Genomic DNA, 20,948 nt, shown 5'->3' with positions numbered 1-20,948 from the left:
CATCTGGAGACCGCTCTCAGCGTCCGCCGCAGAGCACCCCTAGGATGAGTCCATGACCGACTCCGCGCAGGGATCTCCGCTCACCCCCGACCTGGCCATCATCGGATCCGGCTCCGGAAACTCACTGATCACACCGCACTGGGATGGTCGGCCAGTGGTCCTGGCGGATCGCGGGGCCGGCAGCACCGCGGCCTTCGGCGGCACCTGCCTGAACGTCGGATGCATCCCCACCAAGATGTTCGTCCGGCCCGCCGCGCTGGCCCACAGCACCGAGGAGGCCCAGCGGCTCGGCGTCGACCTGGAGGCCCGGGGAGCCGACTGGCCGGCCATCCGGGACCGGGTCTTCGCCCGGGTGGACTCGATCTCCGAGGCCGGACGCCACTACCGCGACGTCCAGCTCGACCACGTCACCCTGCTCGAGGAACAGGTGACCCTGACCGGCCCTACCTCCTTCCTCTCGGCAGCAGGCACCGAGGTCTCCGCGGAACAGCTGGTCATCGCGGCCGGCTCCCGGCCGGTCCTCCCCGAGGTACCGGGCATCGACCTGCCGCAGGTGCACACCTCGGACTCGGTGATGAGGCTTCAGGACCTGCCGCGGCGGGTGCTGATCGTCGGCGGCGGCTACATCGCCTGCGAGTTCGCCGGCATCTTCTCCGGACTCGGCAGCGAGGTCATCCAGGTCAATCGCAGCGTCGGTCTGATGTCCGCCATGGATCCGGATCTGGCCAGCGCCTTCTCCGCGGAGGCCGAGCGGAGCTGGACGGTGCTCTACGAACGCACCCTGGGCGCCGTCCTCGCCCGGGATCCGGAGGGGGACGGGGGCCGGGCCGGAGTGACGGCCCAGCTGGTCACGGTGGACGGTCGTCAGGAGGAGCACGACGTCGACGTCGTCCTGGTCGCCATCGGCCGTCGCCCGAACAGTGACCTTCTGGGCGCCGCCGAGGCGGGGCTGGATCTGCATGAGGACGGTCGGATCGTCGTCGACGAGCACCAGCGGGTCCTCTCCGGAGGGACACCCGTGGCGGGGCTGTACGCCCTCGGAGACATCAGTTCGCCGGCACAGCTGAAGCATGTGGCCAACCATGAAGCCCGGGTGGTGGCGCACAATCTGGAGAACCCTCAGGATCTGCGCGCCTCACGGCAGGACGCGGTCCCCTCGGCGGTCTTCGCCCACCCGGAGCTCGCCCAGGTGGGGCTCACCGAGCCGCAGGCCGCCGAGCGGATCGGGGCGGAGAACCTCACCGTCACGGTGCAGAACTACGGCGACACCGCCTACGGCTGGGCCATGGAGGACCATTCCGGGATCTTCAAGGTCATCGCCGACCGTCGGGACGGCGCCATCCTGGGCGCCCACGCCATGGGGTATCAGGCGTCGAACCTCATCCAGCCGATCATCCAAGCGATGAGCTTCGGCCAGGACGCCCACACGGTGGCCCGGGGCCAGTACTGGATCCACCCGGCGCTGATGGAGGTCACGGAGAACGCGCTGCTGGGTCTCGACGTCCCGGTCAGCGAGCATCTCTGAGCTCACCTGCAGCACGGATCCTCGACTGCGGAAGGAATGCGTCGGCGTCGGGCCGGGTTGGAGATGGGTGGAAGTGCACCTCGGGCGGAGCCGCCGCCCGGGGAGACATCCCGACTGAGAGGAGCCGAGCATGGCTGAGCGCGTTGATTTCTGGTTCGATCCGCTGTGTCCCTTCGCCTGGGTGACGTCCCGCTGGATCCGTGAGGTCGCGCAGGTGCGTGACGTCGAGGTCACCTGGAATGTCATGAGCCTGGGTGTGCTGAATGAAGCTGACAGGCCCTCACCGGCCGAGGATGCGGAGCAGCTGGCTCGCTGGATCCCCTCCCGCGCGGCCACCGCGGTGCAGCTCGCACATGGCCAGGAGGAGGTCGGTCGCTTCTACACGGCGGTGGGGACCGAGATCCATGACAACGGCAACAAGGACTTCGCCGACGCCACGGCCAAGGCGCTGCGAGAGCTCGGGCTCGCCGAGGCGATCCTCGAGGAGGCGCAGACCGACGTCAATGACGAGGCGATGCGCTCCTCCCACGAGCAGGGCATCTCTCTGGTGGGCCAGGACGTCGGCACCCCGATCGTCGCCTTCCAGGGCACGGCGTTCTTCGGACCTGTCATCACCCGTATTCCGCGCGGCGAGGAGGCCGGCCGGCTCTTCGACGCCTCGGTGGCCCTGGCGAGCTACCCGTACTTCTTCGAGCTCAAGCGCAGCAGGACCGAGAGCCCCGTCTTCGACTGAGACGTCGGCTCACGGGTTTTCCGCCGGACGGTCGACGCTCGACCTCTGCTCCTCCGCTCGGAGGAGTCCTGCCGGGTCGTACGTCGTCCGTCCGTGCGGACCGGCGACGTACCGGTGACGAGCGGGCGCTCAGCCAGTGCGGATGACCTTGTGCTGGGCGGTCTGCGCGACGGGGCGCATCACGATCTGATCCAGGTTCACGTGGTGGGGGAGATTCACCGCGTGAGCGATGACCTCGGCGACGTCCTCGGCGGTGAGCGGCTTCTCCACGCCCTGATAGACGGCGTCGGCCGCTGCGGTGTCCCCTCGGAGCCGCTTGGCGGTGAACTCTTCGGTCTGCACCAGTCCGGGAAGCACCTCGATGACCCGGACATTGTGCTCGGCCTCCTCCAGCCGCAGCGTCGAGGTCAGGGCGTGCTGGCCGGATTTGGCGGCGCAGTATCCGGCTCCTCCCTCATAGGCGGTGATGCCGGCGGTGGAGGTCAGGTTCAGCACGGTGCCTTCGCCGTGTGCGCGCAGCATCGGCAGGAACGTCTGGGTCACATGCAGGGTGCCCAGCACATTGGTGCGGAACATCCATTCCCAGTCGTCGACCCGCCCTTGGGCCACTGGATCGACGCCGAGCGCGCCGCCGGCGTTGTTGATCAGGGTGTCGATCCCGCCCTCCGCGGTGACCTGGGCCAGCGCCTCATCGACCTGCTCGCGGTCGGTGACGTCGCAGACGATCGGCACGATGCCTTCCTGCTCGGCCAGGTGCTCCAGCTTCTCCGCTCGGCGCGCGAGCGCGAAGACCTGCCAGCCGTCTGTGGTGAGCCGGTGCGCGGTGGCGGCACCGATGCCTGAGGAGGCTCCTGTGACAAGGGCGCTGCGGGGCTCTGCGGACTGCGTCTGAATCATGACACCACCCTAGTGAGAAGCATGCGCCGCCACCATGGTCCTCCCGCATGCTGAGATGCTGCTCGGCGCCCCGACGGAGTCCGCGCCCATGGAAGAATGGGCGGCATGGCTGAACAGAACTTGGGCACAGACTCGCCCGTCATCGAGACCGAACGCGCTGACATTCCCACGGAGGCCGTGACCGCGGTCCCGGGGACGGCGGCGACGCCGGTGAAGACTCCGCAGGTGCCTGATCGTCCGGCGCTGGAGGGGCTGGAGGACAAGCTCTCCGCTGCGTGGGAGCAGGAGAAGGTCTACCGCTTCGAGGAGGACACCGAGCGTTCGGCGGTCTACTCGATCGACACGCCGCCTCCGACCGCCTCCGGGTCGCTGCACGTGGGACACATGTTCTCCTACACCCAGACCGACGTGCTGGCCCGGTTCCAGCGTATGCGCGGCAAGAACGTCTTCTACCCGCTGGGCTGGGACGACAACGGCCTGCCCACCGAGCGTCGGGTGCAGAACTACTACGGCGTGCGCTGCGACCCGTCCAAGGCCTATATCCAGGGCTACACCCCTCCGGAGAAGCCCGCGAGGAACCAGCGCGACTGGGACGTCATCTCCCGGCCCAACTTCATCGAGCTGTGCGAGAAGCTCACCGTGGAGGACGAGAAGGTCTTCGAGGATCTCTTCTCACGACTGGGACTCTCGGTGGACTGGACTCAGACCTATCGCACCATCGACGACAGCACCCGTGCGATATCCCAGCGAGCCTTCATGCGCGACGTGCAGAACGGTCACGCCTACACGGCCCTGGCCCCCACGATGTGGGACGTCACCTTCCGCACCGCCGTCGCGCAGGCAGAGCTGGAGGCCAAGGATCACCCCGGCGCGTACCACCGCTACCCGTTCTTCACGGCGGAGGGCCAGAAGGTCTTCATCGAGACCACCCGCCCTGAGCTGCTGCCCTCCTGCGTCGCGCTGGTGGCCCACCCGGAGGACGAGCGGTACCAGCATCTGTTCGGCACCACGGTGACCTCACCGCTGTTCGACGTCGCCGTCGAGGTCAGGGCGCACCGGCTGGCGGACCCGGAGAAGGGCTCCGGCGTCGCGATGATCTGCACCTTCGGCGACATGACCGATGTCACCTGGTGGAGGGAGCTGCAGCTGCCCACGCGGGCGCTGATCGGCCGTGATGGTCGGCTGAGCCGCGCGACTCCGGAATGGATCACCTCCGCGCAGGGCCGGGCGAACTACGAGCAGCTCGCCGGCAAGACCGTCCACTCCGCCAAGGAGGCCGTGGTGGACCTGCTCCGCGGGGCAGGCCTGCTCGAGGGTGAGCCGGAGAAGATCACCCACGCGGTGCACTTCTACGAGAAGGGCGACAAGCCCCTGGAGGTCGTGACCTCCCGGCAGTGGTATATCCGCAACGGCGGACGCGAGGCGGACCGGCGGGACGCCCTGCTGCGCCGGGGCACCGAGATCGACTGGCACCCGGGGTTCATGCGCTCCCGCTACGAGAACTGGGTGGAGGGCCTCAACGGCGACTGGCTGATCTCCCGCCAGCGGTTCTTCGGCGTGCCGATTCCGGTGTGGTATCCGCTGGATGCCGACGGCGAGCCGGACTACGACGCCCCGGTGCTGCCTGAGGAGTCGCAGCTGCCGGTGGATCCCACCACCGACACCGCTCCGGGCTACAAGGAGTCCCAGCGCGGCCAGGCCGGGGGGTTCCTCGGGGAGGCCGACGTGCTCGACACCTGGGCGACCTCCTCACTGACTCCGCACATCGCGGGACGGTGGAGCCACGACGACGAGTTCTTCGCCAAGGTCTTCCCCTTCGACCTTCGCCCGCAGGGCCACGACATCATCCGCACCTGGCTCTTCGCCTCGGTGGTGCGTGCCCATTCGCTCAATAGCTCCGTGCCGTGGACCGACGCGGCGATCTCCGGCTGGATCCTTGACCCGGACCGGAAGAAGATGTCGAAGTCCAAGGGCAACGTGGTGGTCCCCGACGACGTGCTGGACCAGTTCGGCTCCGACGCTGTGCGCTACTGGGCGGCCTCAGCCAAGCTCGGCGCGGACACCGCCTACGAGGTCGCGCAGATGAAGATCGGCCGCCGTCTGGCCATCAAGCTGCTCAACGCCTCCAAGTTCGCGCTGAACCTCGGGGTGACCGAGGAGCACATCGTGGGCGGGACCGAGGACCTCGAGGTGCTCACCGAGCCGCTGGACCGCGCACTGATCGTCGAGCTCCGAGAGGTCATCGCCCAGGCCACCTCGGCCTTCGACGGCTACGACTATGCCCGGGCTCTGCAACGCGTGGAGTCCTTCTTCTGGCAGTTCACCGACGACTATGTCGAGCTGGTCAAGGACCGTGCCTACGGCGCCCGCGGCGAGGAGGCCCAGGCCTCGGTCCGGGCCGCGCTGGCCACCACCCTGGACGCTGTGCTGCGGCTCTTCGCTCCGGTGCTGCCCTTCGCCACCGATGAGGTGTGGCGGTGGTGGCGCCAGGGCTCCGTCCACAGCGCCGAGTGGCCTCAGGCCGAGGCGCTGGACGCTGTGCACGGCAACGCCGCGATGCTGCCTTCGGTGGCCGAGGTGCTCGCCGGGCTGCGCCGGGCGAAGTCCGAGGCGAAGGTCAAGCAGCGCACTGAGGTGGTCTCCGCCCGGGTCACGGCTCCCAACGACGCGCTCAGCCACATCGAGGCGGCGCTCGGCGACATCCGTGCCGCCACCCGCTCCCGGGCGATCGAGCTTGTCGGGGAGGGCGAGGCCGTCCATGCGATCTCAGTCTCCGATGTGGAGCTCGCGGACCCCGAGCAGAGCTGAGCCCGGCTGCCTCCGGCAGCCTCGTCCCGCAGCCTCCTCCGACGCCGCGGACCCGACCGAAGCGGGCATGCTTCGTCGGGTCCGCGGCGTCGTCGTCTCCCTATGCTGATGAGGTCAGAGGAACCGCAGGACGCGGATCGACGGAGGGCAGGATGGACAGCTGGAATCGGGCGATCGCACTGATCGAAGAACAGATCGCCGACGGCGCGACGCACCGTTCCGGAGGTGAGATCGACGTCGCCCGGCTGGCACAGGCCACCGTGACCTCGGAGCATCACTTCCGCCGGATGTTCTCCGTGCTGGCCGGCATGCCGGTCTCGGAATACGTGCGGCGCCGCCGCATGACCCTGGCCGCGTCGACGGTGCTCGGCGGACGGGAGCCGCTGCAGGACATCGCCGTGCGCTTCGGGTACAGCTCCGCCGACGCCTTCAGCCGCGCCTTCCGCACGGTCCATGGGGTCGGCCCTGCCGAGGCTCGGGGCGCGGGTGCCGGAGCGGGACTGCGGTCCCAGGCCCCGCTGCGGTTCACCCTCACAGTGGAAGGAACCGAGCAGATGAACTATCGGATCGAGACCCTGGACGCCTTCACCTTGGTGGGGCGCAGCCGTCGGATGTCGATCGTCCAGCAGGGACCGAACCCTGCCATGACGGAGTTCCTGGAGGAACTCGGACGCGACGTGCTGGAGGACATCTCGGCACGCTCCACCCGGCGCCCCGCAGGGGTGCTGGCGGTGTGCACCGATTTCGAGGAGGAGCGCGAGGACGGCAGCACCTTCGACTACTGGCTGGCCGCCGCCACCGACGGGCCCACCGGTGACCACCATTCCCTGCGTGTGGGTGCCCACCGTTGGCTGGTGCTCGGCTCCCGGAGCATGGAGATCGAGGACATCCAACAGCTGTGGCCGCAGGCCTACGGGGAGTGGTTCCCGTCCAACCCCTATGAGCCGGTGGAGGCCCCCGAGCTGCTGGCCACGGTCTTCGACGCCTACGGCAGTGAGAGCCACATGGAGCTGTGGCTTGCGGTCCGCGAGACGGAGCAGCTGGAGGGCTGAGCGAGGCCCGCGCGGCTGAGGGGCCCGGGGCCTCTCAGTCGTGCTCCTCCTGGATGGAGCGCACCTCGCGCACGCCGGAGATCTCCGTGAGGGACCGGAGCAGCTCGTCCGCGCTGACGCCCTGAAGGCTGGTGAAGCGCAGCGTGGCCTCCACGACGGGTTCGTCGTCGGCCTCCAGCTGACGGGTGCGGGACAGCGCCGAGGCGTAGCCGAGGTCCGAGGCTCGGCCCAGCACATCCCGCAGCACTCCGCGACCGTCGGCGTAGCGGATCAGGAACACCCGGCTGCGACTGTGCCGGGGCAGCCGGCGGGCCAGCATGGTGATCAGTGTGACCGCCAGCAGGTAGAAGGCGACGGTGAGGCCGGCGATCAGCGGCATGCCTGCCCCGCAGGCCATGCCGACGGCGGCGGTCACCCAGATCGACGCGGCGGTGGTCAGTCCGGAGACGATGTTCTGCCGCACGAAGATCACGCCGGCGCCCAGGAAGCCGATGCCGGTGACGATCTGGGCCGCGATGCGTGAGGGGTCCAGGATCACCTCCTCGCCCAGCAGGGGCGAGAACCCGTAGGCCGAGACCAGGGTGAACAGCGCCGAGCCCAGCCCCACCAGGATGTGGGTGCGGGCCCCGGCGGACTTCAGCCGGACCTCGCGCTCGATCCCGATCACCGCGGAGAGCACGAACGCGCACAGCAGCAGCACCGCCTCCGTGACCGCTGTCTCCGAGACCCAGGTGATCTCCATCCCGCACCTCCGCCTCGACGTCCAGGCCCGTGTCCCGACGGCAGCGCCGCCGTGGGCAGACCACCACCGTAGCCGTGCGGGCAGCGGCCGGGAAGAGGCGCCCGCCGGGTCTGGCCCGCCGGTTCTGCCCTCCGGGAGATGATCCCGTAGAATATGCCCATCAGCGATGACCCGGCCATCACCGGTGAGCTTCCGGAGGAACCGGTCCGCACTCCAGCGGCGGGCCCCAGTAGAACCGGACGGGCATGCCCGTCACAGCTGTCATGGAGAGGTCCGTATCCTCCTCGCCCAGGCCCACGCGCCGAGGTGTGGATGCGGACAAGCGAGGTGGTACCGCGTCCGGCCCCGGCTGAGGCGTCCTTGCGGAAGAACGCGACGCCCACCAGATCGTGAACACCCAGGACGGATCTCCATGACCGAGCAGAACTCTTCGCCCGTGTATCCCCGCACGACCACGGCCCCCGGTGCCTCCGAGACGATCCCCTCCTCCCCACGGTTCCCGCAGATCGAAGAGCGAGTCCTGGCAGGCTGGGCCGAGGACGGCACCTTCCAGGCGTCGGTGGACAACCGCCCGGCCGAAGCCGGGGGAGGACGCGGCGGAGAGTTCGTCTTCTACGACGGCCCGCCCTTCGCCAACGGGCTGCCGCACTACGGGCATCTGCTCACCGGCTATGTGAAGGACCTGGTCGCCCGCTACCAGACCCAGCGTGGCATGCGCGTGGAGCGCCGCTTCGGCTGGGACACCCATGGTCTGCCCGCCGAGCTGGAGGCCATGAAGCAGCTGGGCATGACCGACAAGGCCGAGATCGAGGCCATGGGCATCGACACCTTCAACGACGCCTGCCGTTCCTCGGTGCTGAAGTACACCGCGGAATGGGAGGACTACGTCACCCGCCAGGCCCGCTGGGTGGACTTCGAGAACGACTACAAGACCCTCAACGTCGATTACATGGAATCGGTCATCTGGGCCTTCTCCCAGCTCCATGAGAAGGGCCTCACCTATCAGGGCTTCCGCGTGCTGCCGTACTGCTGGAAGGACGAGACACCGCTGTCCAACCATGAGCTCCGCATGGACGACGACGTCTACAAGGAACGCCAGGACCCCTCGGTGACCGTCAGCTTCCCGGTCACCGGCGGCGGCGAGCACGGAGACTCCCTGCGCGGGGTCAACCTGCTGGCCTGGACGACCACCCCCTGGACCCTGCCGACCAACTTCTCCGTCGCCGTGGGCCCCGGCGTCGAGTACGTCGTCGTTGAGGCACCGGCCGACGGGCCGCAGCCGGGTCGGCACCTGCTCGCCGGTGAGCTCCTCGGCGCCTACGCCAAGGACCTGGGATTCGCGGACACTGAGGACAGCACCGCCGCCGAGCACGCCTCCGCCGCCGTGGTCGCCCGCTACCAGGGTGCCGATCTGGCGGGCCTGGAGTATCAGCCCCTGTGGAGCTACTACACCGACGCCGAACAGTGGGGCACCCAGCATGCCTTCCGGGTGCTGGTGGAGGACTACGTCACCACCACGGACGGCACCGGCCTGGTCCACCAGGCCTCCGCCTACGGTGAGGAGGACCAGCGGTCCTCGGAGGAGGCAGGGATCCCCGTGATCCTCTCCATCGACGAGGGCGCGCGCTTCCTGCCGATGTTCGCCGAGCCCACCGGAGACGGCGACGCCCCGCTGGCCGAGATCGCCGGTGTGCAGGTCTTCGAGGCCAACCGCACCATCATCAACGTGCTCAAGGCCGCGGGCCGCCTGGTCCGGGAACAGTCCTACGTGCACTCCTACCCGCACTGCTGGCGCTGCCGCACCCCGCTGATCTACAAGGCGGTGACGTCCTGGTACGTCGCCGTGACCCAGATCAAGAAGCGCATGCTCGAGCACAACGAGGCCATCAACTGGATCCCGGCCAACGTCAAGCACGGCCAGTTCGGCAGGTGGCTCGAGAACGCCCGGGACTGGTCGATCTCCCGCAACCGCTACTGGGGAAGCCCCATCCCGGTATGGATCTCCGACGACCCCGCCTACCCGCGCACCGAGGTCTACGGGTCCCTGGACGAGCTCAAGGAGGCCTTCGGGGACTACCCGCGCAATGCCCAGGGCGAGCCGGACCTGCACCGTCCCTGGATCGATCAGCTCACCCGGCCCAATCCGGATGACCCGACCGGGCGGTCGACGATGGTGCGTGTGCCCGACGTCCTCGACGTCTGGTTCGACTCCGGGTCCATGCAGTTCGCGCAGGTGCACTACCCCTTCGAGAACGCAGACTGGTTCGAAGACCACCATCCGGCAGACTTCATCGTGGAGTACATCGGACAGACCCGCGGCTGGTTCTACACCATGCACATCCTGGCCACCGCGCTGTTCGACCGGCCTGCGTTCACCAACGTCATCAGCCACGGCATCGTGCTGGGCTCCGACGGGCAGAAGATGTCCAAATCGCTGCGCAACTATCCGGACGTCAACGAGGTCTTCGACCGCGACGGCTCGGATGCGATGCGCTGGTTCCTGATGAGCTCACCCATCCTGCGCGGCGGCAACCTGGTCGTCACCGAGGAGGGCATCCGCGAGGGCGTGCGCCAGGTGCTGCTGCCGATGTGGAACGCCTGGCACTTCTTCACCCTCTACGCCAACACGGCGAACGGCGGAGCCGGATACCAGGCGAGGCGGGTCACCGCCGCCGAGGTGGACACCGAGGCGCTGAACCCCTTGGATCGCTACATCCTGGCCGCCACCGGCGACCTGGTCCGGGGGGCGACCACCGCCCTCGACGCCTACGACGTCTCTGCGGCCTGCGACGCGCTGCGCACCTTCTCCGAGACACTGACCAACTGGTACATCCGCCGGTCCCGTCAGCGCTTCTACGAGGAGGACACCGCAGCCTATGACGTCCTCTACACCGCACTGGAGACCTTTGCCCGGGTGGCGGCGCCCTTGCTGCCGCTGATCAGCGAGGACATCTGGCGCGGCCTGACAGGGGAGCGTTCCGTGCACCTGGCCGACTGGCCGGACCCGGAGGAGTACCTGCGCGACGAGCGTTCCGTGGGGCTGATGGACCTCACCCGTGGCATCACCTCCGCCGGCTCCTCCCTGCGCAAGTCCGCCAAGCTGCGGGTGCGTCAGCCTCTCGCCAAGCTGACTGTGGTGGTCCCCGGAGCCGCCGACCTGGCCGGGACCTATCAGCAGATCATCGCCGACGAGCTCAACATCAAGGAGGTCGAGCTCCGCGACGCCGCTGAGGTCTCAGCGGACGACTGGGGGATCGGCCAGCAGCTGGTGGTCAATGCCCGTGCTGCCGGACCCCGGCTGGGAAAGGACGTCCAGAAGGCCATCAAGGGGGCGAAGTCCGGCGACTGGTCGACCACCGCCGGGGGAGTGATCGCAGGCGGGCTGGCGCTCCACGAGGGCGAGTACACGCTGACCACCACGGTCTCTGACGCTCTGGCCGACCAGGCCGTGACCGTGCTGGAGGGCGTCGTCGACGGCGCCGGGGGAGGCTTCCTCGTCCTGGACACCGCCCTGACCGCCAGGCTCATCGCCGAGGGCACCGCCCGGGATCTGATCCGCACGATCCAGCAAGCCCGCAAGGATGCCGACCTCCAGGTCTCGGACCGCATCCGGACCACGGTGACCGCGGCCGCGTCGACTATCGACGCGATCGAGGACCACCGTGAGCTGGTGACCTCCGAGACGCTCACCTCTCAGCTGCACCTGGTGGCCGACGCGGCCGCCTCTGACCCATTGGTCTGCGTCACCGTCGACGACGGCAGGGACTCTCGTCCGCGCCGCACGACGACCCCCGTCGATTGAGGAGACAACCCATGTCTGATTCCGAGTCGCTGAACCCCGTCGAGGGCCAGCCGGTCGACCAGTTCTCGGTGGCCAGCGTCTACGCCGAGCTGCTCTCCCGCGCGCCGGAGAACAAGATGGAGCCGCGCATGGAGCCCATGCGCATGGCCATGGACATCCTCGGCGAGCCCCACCGGGCCGCACCGGTGATCCACCTCAGCGGGACCAACGGGAAGACCTCCACCGCCCGGATGATCGAGGCCGGCCTGCTCGCTCACGACCTGCGGGTGGGTCGCTACACGTCACCGCACCTGGCCTCCGTCACCGAACGGATCTGTGTGGAGGGATCACCGGTGGCGGACGAGACGTTCGTGCGCATCTGGGACGAGATCCGCCCGCACCTGAGCCTGGTGGACCAGCAGCTGACTGCGCGCGGAGAGGTGCCGCTGACCTACTTCGAGTGCGTGACCATCCTGGCCTTCGCCATCTTCGCCGACGAACCCGTCGACGTCATGGTCCTCGAGGTCGGGCTGGGAGGGATCACCGACGCCACCAACGTCGCCGACGGGTCAGTCAGCGTGCTCACACCCATCTCCCTGGACCACACGGATCTGCTCGGTGACTCGGAACGGGACATCGCCCTGGAGAAGGCCGGCATCATCAAGCCGGAGGGATTCCTGATCTCGGCCGCCCAGGTCCCAGAGGCCGCTGACGTGCTGCTGGAGGCAGCCCGAGAGGCCGCGGTCCCGTTCCGCTTCGAAGGAGTCGAGTTCGGCGTCGAGGCGCGCACCCCAGGGGTCGGCGGTCAGCAGGTCACCATCCAGGGGCTGGCCGGACGCTATCCCGACCTGCTGCTGCCGCTGCATGGCGCCCACCAGGCCGAGAACCTGGCGGTGGCGATCGCGGCGCTGGAGGCGTTCATCGGGGGAGGGGAGCAGGAGCTGAGCCTGGAGATCCTCCAGCTGGCCTGCGAGCACATCAGTTCGCCCGGGCGGCTCGAGGTACTCCGCACCAGCCCGTCGATGATCATCGACGCCGCCCACAACCCCTCCGGCATCGAGGCCAGCGCGCAGGCGCTCAAGGAGTCGTTCGGGCTCTCACAGCTGGTGCTGGTGGTGGGGATCCTTCAGGAAAAGGATGCCCGGGAGATCCTCGCGACGCTGCACCGCGAGTACGACGGCCTGGTCGAGGACATCTGCTTCACCCAGTCCACCTCCCCCCGGGCGATCCCGTCGGCGCAGCTGGCGGAGATCGCCCTGGATGTCGGCTTCTCGGAGCAGGACATCCACATCACCGAACGCCTCGACGAGGCCATCGACTGGGCTGTGGGGAGGATCGATGCCTCCGCCGACGGAGTCGGGGCCGGCGTGCTGATCACCGGATCCATCACGGTGGTCGGAGAGGCCCGTACGCTGCTGGGCGGAGGTGACCTCTGAGATGGCAGGACGGGACGACGACGCCCGCGCGGGTCGACCTCGGCGCGAAACCCGCGCGCAGCGGGAATGGCGGCCGGGCATGACCCGTCCGCCGCGGTCGGTGCGGGTCATGTTCGCCTCGGCCGTGCTCAGCCTTGAGGCGCTGCTGATGTTCTTCTACGGGCTCATGGCCTGGGGGCTGCATCAGAACGAGTGGTTCGCCTGGTGGCTGTTCGGGGGATCCCTGGTGGTGTCGGCGCTGCTGATCCTCACCTGTGCCGTCCTCCCCCGCCCCTGGGGCTACTGGATGGGCTGGATCCTGCAGGGCGTGATCATCGCCGGCGGCGTCTTCGAGCCGTTCATGTACTTCGTCGGGGTGATGTTCCTGGCGTGCTGGTGGTACGCGGTTGTCAAGGGACGCCAGCTGGACCGGGAGAAGATGGAAAGATGGAGGGCGGAGGAACGCCTGGCCGCCGAGGCGGAGCCTGGGCATCCCGAGACTGAGCACATGCATCGTGAGGAGAGCTGAATGACTGAACGCACCCTGATCCTGGTCAAGCCCGACGGCGTCGAGCGCGGCCTGACCGGTGAGATCCTGCGCCGAGTGGAGACCAAAGGCTACCGCATCGCCGAGCTGAAGCAGCTGCGGGCATCCACCGAACAGCTGGCCGCCCATTACGCCGAGCACGAGGGCAAGCCCTTCTACCAGCCTCTGGTGGACTTCATGCTCTCCGGTCCCGTGGTCGCCGCGATCCTGGAGGGCGACCGGGTCATCGAAGGGCTGCGCTCCCTGGCGGGCACCACGGAGCCGACGACGGCGGCTCCGGGGACGATCCGCGGCGACCTCGGCCGTGACTGGGGGGAGAAGGTGCAGAAGAACCTGGTGCACGGCTCGGACTCCGTGGAGAGCGCCGAACGCGAGATCGGCATCTGGTTCGGCTGAGCAGCCGCCCCGGGCAGATCATGCCCGCATGCGCGTCACAGGGCCCGGGACGGTGAACCGTCCCGGGCCCTGATCTGTGCCTGGTCGATCCGCTGCGCCGCTGGAGGGCCCGGGAGCATCCGGGCGGCGACGTCAGCCGGCGCGCTTGGGCCGGGTGCCGCCGTCGAAGTCGATGCGTACCGGGCCCAGCTGGAGCAGTGTGCGGTCATAGACGATCTGAGCAGAGCGCAGACGGTCGTTGGACTTGTGCTCGGTGTACTCCTGGTACTGCTGGATGACCCACTCCGGATCTCCATCGGCCAGCAGACGGCCCTGCTCGATCCACATCACGCGGGAACACATCTGCTTGATGGTCCCCAGCGAGTGGGACACCAGGAAGACGCAGCCGGCCTGCTGGCGGACTTCGTCCAGACGGCGCTTGGTGCGCGCCCGGAACTGCGCATCACCGGTGTTCAGGGCCTCGTCGATGATGAGGATGTCCGGGTCCACCGCGGTGGCGATGGCGAACTGCAGGCGCGAGGCCATGCCGGAGGAGTAGGACTTCAGCGGCAGGTTCAGCGAGGCCTCGAGGCCGGAGAGCTCCACGACCATCTCGTACTTCTCGGCAACCTGTGCCGGCGAGAGCCCCATGGCCAGACACCCGAGCTTGATGTTCTCCCGGCCGGAGAGCTGCTTCACCAGGGCGGCGTTGACGCCGAGCATGACCGGTGTCGAGGTCGCGTAGACCTCACCGGTGGTGGGCCGGATCTTACCCGTCAGCAGCTTCATCAGGGTCGACTTCCCGGATCCGTTCGTGCCGATCACGCCCACGGATTCGCCCTGCCGCACCACGAAGCTCAGATCCTGCAGCGCCGGCACGTGGGCCCACCCCGAGCCGGTGATCCTGCCCAGCTGGCGGGAGATCCTGCGCTGGGAGTTCCGGTACTCCGAGGAGGAGCGGATCTTGTAGATCATGGACGCCTGGTCCACCGCCACCGCGATCTGGCTGGCGTCGAGTCGCTCCACCTCCGGCTCCCGCGCCTCGTCGGCCCAGGCGATCTCCTCGAAGAGCTGGTCCTGCTGCAGGAGGTCCAGCTCGCCGGTGTGCGCCGTGAGGACCTCCGACTCGCTGGAGGATCCCCAGTTCACCCGCCGTGGTGTGTAATTCCGCACCGGGACGCTCATCGTTCCCTCCCGTACTTCTCTTCGCCGTGCCAGAACACGAGGAAGCCGATGATGAAGATGCTGACCGAGGAGGTGATCAGCACGACCCAGCGATAAGGGTCGGCCATCTCGCCGTAGAGCCAGGTGGAGCGGATGATGTCGAGCACGCAGAACATCGGGTTGTGGTACATCGCGAACTCGATGTACTCACCGCCGGGGGCACCGGCGAAACGGTCCACGGTGAAGAAGACCGCCGAGGTGTAGAACCAGATCCGCATCCCGAAGCTGATCATGTGCTTCACATCCGTGTACGCGGAGACCGCACGCGCCAGCAGCATCCCGAGGCCCGTGCTGAGCAGAAAGTTCAGTGCCAGCACGGGGAAGATGAACAGCCACAGCCAGTCCACCGAGACGGGCGTCGGCTCGGTGCCGGCCAGCGGCACGTCTCCGATGGTGAGCACCAGCACCCCCATCACCAGCAGCATGGGCACGTTGGAGAAGAGCTCGCGGACGTTGATGGCGAACGGCAGGCTCGCGCGGGGGAAGTTGAAGGCCTGCACCACCGACTGATTGCTGACCATCGAACTCGCCCCGGAGGAGACCGCTGACGTCGTGTAGCGGAACATGAACACGCCGATGATCAGGTACCCGATGAAGTTGCTGATGCCGCGGGAGAGGTCAAGCAGCATCCCGAACACCAGGAAATAGGCGAATCCGCTCAGGATCGGGTTGACGACCATCCACACGCGTCCCATGGCGTCGTTGGAGTTGGCCGTCTGCACCCGGGAGTGGGAGTCATAGATGATGAAGTGCCGGAAGGTCCACAGGCGTCGGATGTAGTCGAAGAGCCGGGGGCGGGCACCTACCCGGACCAGCGAGCTGCCGTCCAGCTGCACCACATGGGCGGCCTCGTGCGAGGCGTCCGCCCCGTTCTGGGCGGCCGTGCGCTCTGCTGTCGGAGTGGCCATCACCACGATCCTTCCGGGGACTTCGTCGCAGTACCGGCAGGCTGCCGGTCCCGCCGTCGTGAGGCTCTCACAGGGAACGGCCTCCCCATGGAGCGCCAGCCATTGTATCAGCGGGCCCTTCACCGTCCGGCGCCCCGACAGCTTGGGACTCCACCTCGAAGAGATGGGGCATCGCCTCACGCACTCGGTCTTCCAGGTAGGGGGCCGCAGTCTCCACGTACTCGTTGGTGAGGTGGTGGCTGTCTCGGTAGACCACCACATTGCCGATGATCGCCGCGCACCGGCCCTGGGGGCAGAACAGCTCGCTGAGATCCACCGTGGCCGTGCCCGGCGGCAGCCCGAGCTCAGCCAGGGGATTGGTCTCGGCGAACCTGCCGCCGTCGGGGGCGCAGCTCATCGCGTCTCCGCCGGAGGCCAGGCAGTCGGGGACATTGGTCAGCTGGCGGGGAGTGCCGCGCATCAGCAGGAGCTCGGCACCGGCGTCGGTGATCTCCTGCCATCGTTCCTGGGCGCCGTCGACGATGAACTCCTCACCCGGTTCCCGGGGGAGGCGGGTCCCGGGGGTGACCACCACATCTGGGCTCCGCTCCGCCACGACCTCGGCGAAGCCCGCGTTCCAGCGCGCACATTCGTTGTCCTCGAGGTCCTCGATGTGACGGAACACGCATCCGCCCTTGGTGGCGACCAGCACCTCCCAGTCGTGCTCCTCGGCAAGCATCAGCCAGGCGTGCTGCCAGTGGCCCGCATGGGAGCCGCCGGCCAGCATGATGGTCGCGCGGGGGTTCTCCGGACTGCGTGGATCCTCGCAGACCAGCACTTCGCCGGTTCCCGGATCATCCCCCGTCCGCTGGTGGCAGTCCCGGGTCGCGTACTCCGGGACACGCTGGCCCAGCCCCACCAGCTCAGGGAAGACTGGCACATCCTCAGCGTCGAGGGCGGCCATGGAGGCCGCGGCGGGGGAGGCCGCGGCGGGGGAGGCCGGGGAGGCTTCGGAGACGGTGACCGAGGCCCCGGGATACAGGTGACGGTCCATGCCCTGCATGGCCAGGCCGTCCTGCTGCGGGTCAGTGGACACCTGCAGATGCGCGGTGATGGCGGCGGTGGTCACCGTCAACGTCGCGGCGGCGAGGGCGAGGGTGTTCCGTTGCCTCCGGGTGCCCCGGCGGTCGGTGGCGGGCGAGGTGGCGGGGGAGGCGGTGCGCGCCATCGGGTGCGGCGGGGATCCCGGCACGGAGGTGCCGGCCACGACCTGACGTCCCGGCCGCCCCAGACGTGCGAGGGGAACTTCCACCCATCGGTGTGTGGCCCAGGCCGCCGCCCATGAGAAGGCCAGCACCACCACGGCGCCACCGGGACCAAGCCGCTCGGCGCCGGTGATCTCCAGCAGCAGGATCAGCGCGGGCCAGTGCCACAGGTACAGGCTGTAGGCGAGATCGCCGGCCCGGGCCAGGGGTCGCGAGGAGAGCAGCCTCAGCGGCTTCGGTCGCCCCGTCCCCGTGACAGCGTCGCCGACAGCTCCGGAGTCATCCTCGGGGGCGGCTTGCGCAGCGGAGAGGATGAGGGCCAGTCCTAGCAGCGGCCAGAGTGCCCAGGGGCCAGGGAAGAGAGCAGCGCCGTCCAGGACGAAGCCGCAGCTGATGACCAGCCCCAGGCCCAGCCAGGCCGCCGCCCCGCGACACCGTGGCGGAAGCCGCAGGTGCACGGCCAGCAGCGCCAGCAGCCCGCCGAAGGCGAGTTCCCAGGCGCGGGTCGAGGACATCAGGTAGGCGGCCGCCTGATCCACCTGCTGCTGATGCACCGCCCAGGCGAATGAGGCCACCAGCACTCCGGAGGTCAGCAGACCCATCACCCCGGCGGCGGAGCGCCCGGTGCGGCGAGCCAGGTGCACGGCCAGCACCACAAGCAGGGGCCACACCAGATAGAACTGACCTTGCACGGAGAGTGACCAGAAGTGCTGGAAAGGGCTGGTCTCCGGCCCGGCGGCCTCATAGGACAGCTGCGAGCGGATCAGCTCGTGGTTCTCCAGCCACAGCAGTGAGGCCCTCGCCTCCGCGAGGAGCTGCCCGTGCCGGGTGACCGGCAGAATCAGCAGCCCTGCCGCTGCGGTCACAAGGATGACCAGGGCAGCTGGGGCCAGGATGCGGCGCACCAGTCTTCCCAGATAGTCCGTCACGGCGATGCGCCCGGTGGCGGCGGCCTCGCGCAGCAGCATCGCGGTGAACAGGAAGCCGGAGATCGCCAAGAAGACGTCGATGCCTCCAGAGACCCGGCCGGCTCCGAAGAGGTGGAACAGTACCACTCCCAGGATTGCCAGACCTCGCACCCCGTGCAGCTCAGGGAGGCGGCGACGCTCGGGGAGCCCATGGCTCAGGGCGTGCGCGGGTGAGCCGGGCCGCCGTGCTGGACGAGCCCTGGAGGGGCGTGTCGTCACCGAGTCAGCGCCTCGCCCGCTGGATCATCTGCTCGATGATGGCATCTGCGGGACGTCTCACGGCGCCGTAGGAGGGGTAGCGGTGCAGAGAGAGGTCGGCGTCGTCGTGCAGGTCCACCACGACCGCACCGTCGGAGACCTCGAGGTGCGGCACCACCATGTCCACGGCGGCGGCGCGCAGGCCGGGCAGAGCCCACATCGCATCCACCGCGAGCTCGCGGTGGCCGTGGCACAGCTCGGTGGTGATGTCGAGGGTGATGCCTCCTGCCAGCGGGTTGGAGGTGCCGCTGATGTCACGCATCTCACCTGCGGGGAGGACGGCCGAAGTCTTCAGTCCCAGCTCGGCCAGCGCGTCGTCGTCGACCTCGGGGGCATGCTTGGCCAGGTAGGAGTTCGTGGAGCGGGCGGCGACGGCGTCCTCGACGAGCCGACGCACCGTGGAACGGCCGTCACCCACGATGAACAGCGGCAGTCGGGCGACCGCGGCCACCGGCGTCTCGCCGACCACGTAGACGCGGACATCCATGCCGGTGACGTGCTCCTCGACGAGCAGCTCCAGGCTTCGCTGCAGGGGTGTCGTACGGGCGGCCCGGGCGTACTCCCACGCCGGTCGAAAGTCCTCCTCAGCCTCTACCGCCCAGGACACCCCGACTCCGGCAGCTCCAGTGGCCGGTTTGATGGTCACCGGTCCGTCGAGCTCCGCGCAGTGGGCGACGGCATCGTCGAACTCGCGGACGCGGAAGCCGCGACCCGCCGGGGTGGGGACTCCCATGGCCTGCAGATACTGCTTGGCCAGCGGCCGTGCGCGGCAGGCGCGCTTGGCCTGATCGCTGACCAGGGTGTGCGTGCGCTGGTTGAGTCCACCGATGACGTCCCCGTTGAGCGTGAACGTCCGATAGCCGTGCTGGACCTCGTGCTTGGTGACCTTCTTCCGGCGGGCGGCGGCGACCAGCTGTCGGGTCGGCGAGGGGGCGCTCGCGAATTCCCGCGGGGCGGCCCAGTCGACGTCGGGGAAACGGGCGAGCAGCCGACGGGTCGGGGACTGCGGGTCCTGGAAGGCCAATGCGTGCCGCGCCCGCTGGCGCCGCCGTCCCTCCTGCGCCTCCCCGGTGAAGTCTGCTGAGCTGCTCATCGCCACCACATTAGCGCAGGAGTGCGGCACGGGACGGGCTGTCTGCGCCCATGCGCGTGCCGCAGCAGATAGGCTGGGCGCTGTGACTCCGGCAGCGGCGCCCGCGTCCACGGCGCTCGAGCCGGACCGGCGGCAGCGCCGGAGGACAGCCATACGGAGTCCGCGTTCTCCAGCGAAGACATGAGATCCACCATCAGAGGGGAAGAACTACGGCGATGAAGCGGATCATGCCGATCTACGGCACCCGGCCCGAGGCGATCAAGATGGCTCCGATCGTGAAGGCCTTGCAGGCCAGCGAGCACTTCGACTGCCGGGTGACCGTCACCGGCCAGCATCGCGAGATGCTGGACCAGGTCAACGAGCTCTTCGGCATCGTTCCGGACCATGACCTGAACATCATCCAGCCGCGTCAGACCCTCAACGGTGTGCTGACCCGGACGGTCACCGGTCTCGACTCGCTGTTCACCGAGGAGAAGCCTGACGCCGTCCTCGTCCAGGGAGACACGACCACCACGACGGCGGGGGCCTTGGCCGCCTTCTACGTCGGGATCCCCGTCATCCACGCCGAGGCCGGGCTGCGCTCCTTCGACCTGTTCTCCCCGTTCCCGGAGGAGGCCAACCGCAAGATGACCTCCCAGATCACCTCCCTGCACCTGGCGCCCACCAGCCAGTCACGGGCCAACCTGCTGCGTGAGGCCATCGCCGAAGAGGACGTCGTGGTCACCGGAAACACCGTGATCGACGCGCTGCTCGAGGTCGCGGAGAAGCAGGTGCCGTTCTCCGACCAGCAGCTCGAGGATGCGGCGGCCTCAGGTCAGGACGTCCTGCTGGTCACCACCCACCGGCGGGAGAACCAGGGCTCTGCCATGGAGGGCGTCGGACGGGCGCTGGCGCGGCTCTCCGATCGCTACCCGGAGAAGCTCATCGTGCTGCCGGCCCACCGCAACCCGGTGGTGCGTGAGGCGATCCTGCCCGCGCTGGCCGGCCATGACAACGTCATCGTCACGGAGCCGCTGCCCTACGGCGAGTTCACCCGTCTGATGAACCTGGCCACCGTGGTGCTCACGGATTCCGGGGGCGTCCAGGAGGAAGCCCCCAGCCTCGGCAAACCGGTGCTGGTGATGCGCGAGAACACCGAGCGGCCGGAGGCCGTCGACGCCGGCACCGTGCGTCTCATCGGCACCGACGAGGACCGGGTGGTCACCGAGGTGTCCACGCTCTTCGACGACGCTGAGGCCTACCGGGCGATGGCCAACGCCGTGAACCCCTACGGCGACGGTGCGGCTGCCGCACGCACCGTGGCCGCGCTGGAGAAGCTCTTCGGGCTCGGCGAGCGGATGCCGGACTTCTCCCCGCGGGGCTGAATCCGGTCAGTCTC

15 protein-coding genes are annotated in these 20,948 nt (G+C 68.7%); 9 read left to right on the top strand and 6 right to left on the bottom strand.

Translation table 11 applies throughout. From position 1 onward, the window contains the following. The first annotated feature begins 52 nt into the window (after positions 1 to 52). Positions 53 to 1,525: a mycothione reductase gene (locus tag ODE13_RS13430; RefSeq protein ID WP_322479719.1), complete on the top strand. Its 1,473-nt coding sequence runs from the start codon at positions 53 to 55 to the stop codon at positions 1,523 to 1,525. A 130-nt stretch (positions 1,526 to 1,655) separates the two neighbouring features. Further along, positions 1,656 to 2,258, top strand: a complete 603-nt coding sequence (locus tag ODE13_RS13425) for a DsbA family protein (protein WP_322479718.1) — start codon at positions 1,656 to 1,658, stop codon at positions 2,256 to 2,258. 129 nt (positions 2,259 to 2,387) lie between these two features. Here the strand turns inward: ODE13_RS13425 and ODE13_RS13420 are convergent, their stop codons facing one another. Beyond that, positions 2,388 to 3,155, bottom strand: a complete 768-nt coding sequence (locus ODE13_RS13420; RefSeq protein WP_322479717.1) for an SDR family oxidoreductase — start codon at positions 3,153 to 3,155, stop codon at positions 2,388 to 2,390. Positions 3,156 to 3,260: 105 nt separating this feature from the next. On the opposite strand from ODE13_RS13420, the gene valS reads away from it, so the two are divergent. Then, positions 3,261 to 5,963 (top strand): valine--tRNA ligase, encoded by a 2,703-nt coding sequence (gene valS, locus ODE13_RS13415; RefSeq protein WP_322479716.1) that lies wholly within the window; start codon positions 3,261 to 3,263, stop codon positions 5,961 to 5,963. A gap of 152 nt (positions 5,964 to 6,115) precedes the next feature. Beyond that, positions 6,116 to 7,015, top strand: coding sequence for an AraC family transcriptional regulator (locus tag ODE13_RS13410; protein ID WP_322479715.1), 900 nt, complete (start codon positions 6,116 to 6,118; stop codon positions 7,013 to 7,015). 34 nt (positions 7,016 to 7,049) lie between these two features. On the opposite strand, the gene ODE13_RS13405 is transcribed toward ODE13_RS13410, so the two are convergent. Continuing rightward, on the bottom strand, positions 7,050 to 7,757 hold the full coding sequence (locus ODE13_RS13405; protein WP_322479714.1) for an MgtC/SapB family protein: 708 nt from the start codon (positions 7,755 to 7,757) through the stop codon (positions 7,050 to 7,052). Between the two features lie 412 nt (positions 7,758 to 8,169). Here ODE13_RS13405 and ileS point away from each other — a divergent pair, with 412 nt between their 5' ends. From ileS to ndk, 4 genes are read left to right on the top strand one after another with little or no spacing between them, the layout of a single operon-like run. Then, positions 8,170 to 11,559 (top strand): isoleucine--tRNA ligase, encoded by a 3,390-nt coding sequence (ileS, locus tag ODE13_RS13400; protein ID WP_322479713.1) that lies wholly within the window; start codon positions 8,170 to 8,172, stop codon positions 11,557 to 11,559. Positions 11,560 to 11,570: 11 nt separating this feature from the next. Further along, positions 11,571 to 12,974: a folylpolyglutamate synthase/dihydrofolate synthase family protein gene (locus tag ODE13_RS13395; RefSeq protein WP_322479712.1), complete on the top strand. Its 1,404-nt coding sequence runs from the start codon at positions 11,571 to 11,573 to the stop codon at positions 12,972 to 12,974. 1 nt (position 12,975) lies between these two features. Continuing rightward, positions 12,976 to 13,482: a DUF4233 domain-containing protein gene (locus ODE13_RS13390; RefSeq protein ID WP_322479711.1), complete on the top strand. Its 507-nt coding sequence runs from the start codon at positions 12,976 to 12,978 to the stop codon at positions 13,480 to 13,482. Next, a complete protein-coding gene (gene ndk / locus ODE13_RS13385; RefSeq protein WP_322479710.1) occupies positions 13,483 to 13,896 on the top strand; it encodes a nucleoside-diphosphate kinase in 414 nt (137 codons plus the stop codon). A gap of 132 nt (positions 13,897 to 14,028) precedes the next feature. Here the strand turns inward: ndk and ODE13_RS13380 are convergent, their stop codons facing one another. The 4 genes from ODE13_RS13380 to ODE13_RS13365 form a co-directional block, all read right to left on the bottom strand. Continuing rightward, positions 14,029 to 15,060: an ABC transporter ATP-binding protein gene (locus ODE13_RS13380; protein ID WP_322479709.1), complete on the bottom strand. Its 1,032-nt coding sequence runs from the start codon at positions 15,058 to 15,060 to the stop codon at positions 14,029 to 14,031. Further along, positions 15,057 to 16,007 carry an ABC transporter permease gene (locus ODE13_RS13375; RefSeq protein ID WP_179542901.1) on the bottom strand — a complete coding sequence of 317 codons (951 nt, stop codon included), beginning with the start codon at positions 16,005 to 16,007 and terminating at the stop codon, positions 15,057 to 15,059. Before ODE13_RS13375 ends, ODE13_RS13380 begins: the two co-directional genes overlap by 4 nt. Positions 16,008 to 16,074: 67 nt before the next feature. After that, positions 16,075 to 18,330, bottom strand: coding sequence for an acyltransferase family protein (locus ODE13_RS13370; protein WP_416210703.1), 2,256 nt, complete (start codon positions 18,328 to 18,330; stop codon positions 16,075 to 16,077). Between the two features lie 112 nt (positions 18,331 to 18,442). Then, positions 18,443 to 19,570, bottom strand: coding sequence for a hypothetical protein (locus ODE13_RS13365; protein ID WP_322479707.1), 1,128 nt, complete (start codon positions 19,568 to 19,570; stop codon positions 18,443 to 18,445). A gap of 215 nt (positions 19,571 to 19,785) precedes the next feature. Between ODE13_RS13365 and wecB the strand changes: the two genes are divergently transcribed. After that, positions 19,786 to 20,934: a non-hydrolyzing UDP-N-acetylglucosamine 2-epimerase gene (wecB, locus tag ODE13_RS13360; RefSeq protein WP_322479706.1), complete on the top strand. Its 1,149-nt coding sequence runs from the start codon at positions 19,786 to 19,788 to the stop codon at positions 20,932 to 20,934. Positions 20,935 to 20,948: the final 14 nt, after the last annotated feature.

This window comes from Nesterenkonia sp. HG001 (genome assembly GCF_034438835.1).
Classification (GTDB): Bacteria; Actinomycetota; Actinomycetes; order Actinomycetales; family Micrococcaceae; genus Nesterenkonia; species Nesterenkonia xinjiangensis.
The sequence above is the reverse complement of the archived record's forward strand: the minus strand, read 5'-3'. Positions and strand labels throughout refer to the sequence as shown.